Source organism: Streptomyces europaeiscabiei, from assembly GCF_001550375.1.
In the GTDB taxonomy this organism is placed as follows: Bacteria; Actinomycetota; Actinomycetes; order Streptomycetales; family Streptomycetaceae; genus Streptomyces; species Streptomyces europaeiscabiei.
Window position 1 is genome coordinate 1 of sequence record NZ_LRTR01000781.1, and the last position, 5161, is coordinate 5161.

The window sequence follows — 5161 nt, forward strand, 5'->3', positions numbered from 1 at the left end:
AGCGGCGCCGCCGCCCCCGGCGCCGAGGAGCTCCGCCGCGACCTGGAGGCGCAGGGGGCCGAGGTCACCATCGCCGCGTGCGACGCCGCCGACCTGGACGCGCTGCGGGAGGTGATCCGGGCGATCCCCCAGGACCGCCCGCTCGGTGCCGTCGTACATACAGCGGGGGCGCTCGCGGACGCGCTGCTGACGGACCTGACCCCGCGCCACCTCGACGAGGTCCTCCGGGCCAAGACCGACGCCGTCCTCAACCTGCACGAACTCACCCGCGACCTGGAACTGGACGCGTTCGTCGTCTACTCCAGCCTCGCCGGTACGATCGGCAACCCCGGCCAGGCCAACTACGCCGCGGCCAACGCCTTCCTGGACGCGTTCGCACACCACCGACGCCACCAGGGCCTGCCCGGCATCTCCATCGCATGGGGCCTGTGGGAGGAGACCAGCGGGCTGACCGCCGAGCTGAGCCGGGAGCAGCGCGCCCGGCTCGCCCGGCTCGGACTGGCGCCGACCACCACCCGCCAGGCGCTGGCCGGCTTCGACGCCGCCCTGGACCTGGACCTTCCCTACCTCGCCGTCACCGCGCAGGCCACCGCGGGCGAGCACCGACTGCCCGAGGTGTTCTCCGACGCCTTCGCCCACCGGCGACGGCCCACCGCCACGGCCGCCGCCGACGCCGCGCCCTCGCGTGAACTCGCTACGGAAGCGCTGCGCGACCGCCCGGCCACCGACCGGATCGCCACGCTCACCCGACTCGTCCGCACCCACGCCGCCGCTGTCCTCGGCCATGCCTCCTTCGAGAACGTCAGCGCCGAGCAGACCCTGCGCAACGCCGGGTTCGACTCCCTCGCGACGGTCGAACTGCGCACCCGGCTGGGGAACGCCACCGGTCTGCGCGTGGCCGCCACCGCGCCCATGGACCACCCCACTCCCGCCGCGCTGGCACGGTACCTGGACACACTCGTCACCGGCGCCGCACCGGTGGTCCGGGACGACGCCTTCCTGGACGAGGTGGCGGCGAGCGTCCGCGCCAGCGACCGCAGGCAGACGCTACGCGTGCTGCACGGGGCCGCCGACCGGCGTCGCCTCGCCCTCGGAGCCGCCGAGCTGGACTCCGTACGATGGGAACGGCTGAACGCCGGAGCGGGCACGGAAGCCGAAGCAGAAGCGGGAACAGGAGCCGGAGCGGAAGCGGAAGCGCCCACGATGCTCCTGCTGCCCCCGATACCCACGGCGCCGGGTACCTCGCCCTACGAGCGGTTGGTGCGTCAACTCGACACCGGCCACACCTTGTTGACCGTCGGCTTGCCGGGCTATGCGGCGGACCCGTTGCCGGCCGACCTACCCACAGTCCTCGAAGCCCTGGTGCGCGCACTGCCCAAACCCGACCCGCGGCGGCCCTACCTGCTGCTGGGACACTGCACCGGAGGCACACTCGCCGCGGTCCTCGCCGAGGCCCTGGAGAAGCACGGGCACCCGGTCTCCGGCCTGATCCTGCTGGACAGCCCACGCCATATGGCATCGGTGCCCGAGTCCTTCTTCACGGACTTCGAGCAGGCTGTCACCGATCCGGCGGTGCGCGGCTCGATCACCACGGAGCACCTCACCGCCCTGGCCGCGTACCACCGGATGCTGGACCAGGCGCCACCCGGCGATCCAGCCGTCCCGACGCTCTGCCTGCACCCGGAGGACAGTCCCTTCGCCTCGGAGTGGCCCGCGGAAGTGACCTTCCGGAGTCTTCCCGGTGGGCATGGCTCGCCGGTCGACGAACACGCCGCCGACGCGGCAGCTGCCATCAGCGCCTGGCTGGAGCACACCGGCCGCGACGCCGACGCGTAGCTCCCCGCACGCGGCAGAACCGCACCAGCTCCTCGCACAGCGGTGCCGAGCCCCCTACCACCGGAGGGCTCGGCACCGGACACCACACACACCCATTGAGGCCGAAACCGAACGTGATGATCGAGACGAAAGGGCTGCGCAAGTCGTTCCGCAGCCGGAAGAACACCGTGGAGGCGGTCCGCAACGTGGATCTCACGGTCCGGGAGGGCGAGATCTTCGGCTTCCTCGGGCCCAACGGCGCGGGTAAGACCACCACGCTGCGCATGCTCACCACCCTGGTGGAGCCCGACGGCGGCGAGGCCCGTATCGCCGGAGCCGACCTGCGGCGCGCCCCCGGCGAGGTGCGCGCACGTATCGGCTATGTCGCGCAGGGCGGATCCACCTGGAACGACGTGTCGGCACGCGAGGAACTCGTCTACCAGGCCCGGCTGTACGGGGTCGGCAGGACCGAGGCCCGCGAGCGGGCAGAGCGGGCGATCCGGGCTTTCGACCTCGAAGGCTTCGCCGATCGCCTCTGCAAGACCTACTCGGGCGGCCAGCGCAGGCGACTGGACGTCGCGCTCAGCGTGATCCACGAACCGCGCCTCGTCTTCTTCGACGAGCCCACCACCGGCCTGGACCCGCAGAGCCGCACCCGCATGTGGGACGAGGTGGGCCGGCTGCGTGACGAGGGCATGACCGTCTTCCTCACCACGCACTACCTGGACGAGGCCGACACGCTCTGCGACCGGATCGCCATCATGGACCACGGCGAGATCGTCGCCGAGGGGACCCCGTCCGAACTCAAGCGGGAGATCACGGGGGACATCGTGACCGTCGGATTCACCGAAGCGGCCCCCGCGGCGGCAGAGCTGCTGGAACGCGAGCCGTACGTACGGAAGGTGGAGACGCACGCCGAGACGCTCCGGCTGTACGTCGATGCCGGCGCGACCGCACTCCCGCGGATCCTCCGCGTGCTCGACGCCTCGGGCATCTCGCCCGACAGGATCGAGCTGCACCGCCCCAGCCTCGACGACGTCTTCCTCACCAAGACCGGCCGGACGCTGCGCGACGTCCCGACCGCCTGACCCTGGAGTGGACTGGTGAAACTGATCAGCGACACCTGGCTGGTGTTCTCCCGCCAGATGTTGCTCGTGCTGCGCAACCCGGTCTGGCTCATCGTCGGACTGCTACAACCCCTTTGCTTCCTCTTCCTGTTCGGCCCGCTGCTGGGGCCCGTGCTCCGGGGCGGCGACTCCTACCAGACGTTCGTGCCCGGTCTGCTGGTCAACATGGCGATGCTGGGCACGCTGTTCGCGGGCTTCGGTCTGATAGCCGACCTGCGCGCGGGCGTGCTCGAACGGATGCGGGTGACCCCCGTGAGCCCGTTGTCCCTGCTTCTGGGCCGCTCCGCCCGGGAGGTGCTCACGCTGCTCGTACAGTCGGCGATGATCACGCTGCTGGCCCTGCCGCTCGGACTGCGGATCCGCCTGGCGGATTTCCTGCTCACCTACGCGCTCCTGGCCCTGATAGCGGTGATGCTCTCGGCGGCGTCCTACGCGCTGGCCCTCAAACTGCGCAGTGAAGACGCTCTCACCCCGCTGTTGAACACCCTGGTGATGCCGTTGCTTCTCCTGTCGGGAATCCTGCTGCCGATGGCCCTGGCACCGGATTGGCTGCACGCCGTCGCCCGGCTGAATCCGTTCCTGTGGGCGGTCGATGCCTCCCGCGCGCTGTTCAACGGCCACCCGGGCGACGCGAGCGTCTGGCAGGCGCTGGTCATCCTCACCGTCCTGACCTCCGGCGCCGTGGCCTGGGCGGCCCGCTCGTTCGCCCGCAGCCTGGGCTGACCGCTCCGGTCACACCAGTCGGCCGGTCACCTCCGTGAGGCCGTCCATCAGGGCGGCGGCCCAGCAGCACTGGTCATGGCAGCCTGTGTAGACGTTCAGCGAGGCGGGGAACCCCCAGCCGGTCATCAGGGTGTGCAGCGCGCGCAGATGGTCGACCATCGTGCCCGCGTTGGAGCCGACATCCATACGGATGGTGACGCCGCCGACCGGGGCCCCGGCGGCCTGTTCGTACAGCCAGGTGTCGCTCCGGCGGCGACCGCCCGGGGCCGGGTGGTCATCCCGGGGCGCCACCAGGTGGAGGCCCAGTGGGCGAACACCGTACCGAAGGCGTCCGGGCGGCGGCGAGTGTGGTGAGGCCGCCCGGGCTCTGCCCGCACAGGATGGTGCGCCGGGGCTCCGGGCGGGCGGGGAGGTGTGCGGTCGCGGCAGGGACGAGTTCGTCGGCGAGGGTGTCGATGAACGCCGGGTTGGCGCCGAGCTCTGCCGACGCTGTCCCGGGACCTGCTCACCATTCAGATAGGTGCGGACGGTCTCGCGGTCACGGCCCAGATGCCGCGCGATCGCCGAGATCGTCCAATCCTGACGACGTAGTGAGTGAGCGTGCACGTCTTCCTCCAGCGTGAGCATCCGGGCATCCGGGCATCCGAACAGGACGAACTCGTAGCTCACGCAGGCTCTCCACGGCACACTCAGACCAGTGCGACACGCCGATCAAGATCACACGGAGAGTTCTGCCAAGGTCACACGAAGGGTGGGGAGATCCGCAGAGCAGGTGTGGCCCACCCCCAGAGCACCATGTGGTCGCTTTCAAGGTCAGGCAAGATTTTCGCGGAGCGTGACGGCGCGTCAGTTATCTGGCATCGTCACCCAAGTGTGACGAGCTTCTGGATATAGCGCTTCCGCACCTGAAAACGGTGCTGGTGGAGCGGGTGTTTGTCGAGGGTGGCACGGCGCATGTCACCGCGCGTACTCGGGACGACTTCGTGGTGGACCGCCCCGGCTGCGGCTCGGCCGTCACCGTGGCGTCCGGTCTCTGGAAGAAGCTGTTCGACTGCAACATCGACGGGTTCGTGCACCGCCTCAAGGAGCGCAAGTGGACCTGGAAGGACTCGGTCCGCTACACCTCCGCCTGCCAGACCGCCGGCGGTACCTCCGGCTCGCCGGTGGTCGACCGGTCCACCGGTGAGGTCGTCGCCGTCCACAACACCGGCAACGAGAACGGCGCGTCCTGCACGTTGGACAACCCCTGCGAGGTGGACCAGAGGGGCGACGTCACCGTCCGCGAAGGCATTAACTACGGCCAGCAGACCTACCAGATCCCGGCCTGCTTCACGAGCGGCAACCAGCTCGACCTGAGCGCCGCCGGGTGCACTCTGCCGAAGCCGTAGCGCTCCGCCGGGTCGGCCCGTTCCGGTCCGCGGGTGCGTGGGGGCCGCCGCTCGCGCGCCCGCGGCGGAGTACGAGTCGATACCGCCCCGGGGCGCTGCGGCGGGGCG

The 5161-nt window shown here is 70.6% G+C and carries 5 protein-coding genes and 1 pseudogene; 4 read left to right on the forward strand and 2 right to left on the reverse strand.

Annotated features, from left to right (window positions below; translation table 11 throughout):
* The 3 genes from AWZ10_RS38205 to AWZ10_RS38215 all read left to right on the forward strand — a co-directional run.
* Positions 1 to 1836 (forward strand): SDR family NAD(P)-dependent oxidoreductase (locus tag AWZ10_RS38205; RefSeq protein ID WP_159058513.1); only part of this gene is annotated, 1836 nt, incomplete at its 5' end.
* Positions 1837 to 1952: 116 nt separating this feature from the next.
* Complete coding sequence (locus tag AWZ10_RS38210; RefSeq protein ID WP_060893322.1) at positions 1953 to 2903, forward strand: ATP-binding cassette domain-containing protein; 951 nt, start codon at positions 1953 to 1955, stop codon at positions 2901 to 2903.
* A gap of 15 nt (positions 2904 to 2918) precedes the next feature.
* Positions 2919 to 3665 (forward strand): ABC transporter permease, encoded by a 747-nt coding sequence (locus tag AWZ10_RS38215; protein ID WP_060893323.1) that lies wholly within the window; start codon positions 2919 to 2921, stop codon positions 3663 to 3665.
* 9 nt (positions 3666 to 3674) lie between these two features.
* On the opposite strand, the gene AWZ10_RS52625 is transcribed toward AWZ10_RS38215, so the two are convergent.
* Both AWZ10_RS52625 and AWZ10_RS56020 read right to left on the reverse strand, forming a co-directional pair.
* Entirely contained in the window at positions 3675 to 3956 is a 282-nt protein-coding gene (locus tag AWZ10_RS52625; RefSeq protein WP_060893324.1) for a hypothetical protein, read from the reverse strand.
* Entirely contained in the window at positions 3940 to 4122 is a 183-nt protein-coding gene (locus AWZ10_RS56020; RefSeq protein WP_107307982.1) for a hypothetical protein, read from the reverse strand. Before AWZ10_RS56020 ends, AWZ10_RS52625 begins: the two co-directional genes overlap by 17 nt.
* 538 nt (positions 4123 to 4660) lie before the next feature.
* Between AWZ10_RS56020 and AWZ10_RS38225 the strand changes: the two are divergent.
* A pseudogene (locus AWZ10_RS38225) lies at positions 4661 to 5053 on the forward strand (trypsin-like peptidase domain-containing protein); the annotation flags it as partial.
* Between the last annotated feature and the right edge of the window lie 108 nt (positions 5054 to 5161).

What these genes read in the sequence shown, in the direction of transcription:
- AWZ10_RS38210 (WP_060893322.1), top strand. Translation starts at nt 1,953, where the DNA reads ATGATCGAGACGAAAGGGCTGCGCAAGTCGTTCCGCAGCCGGAAGAAC.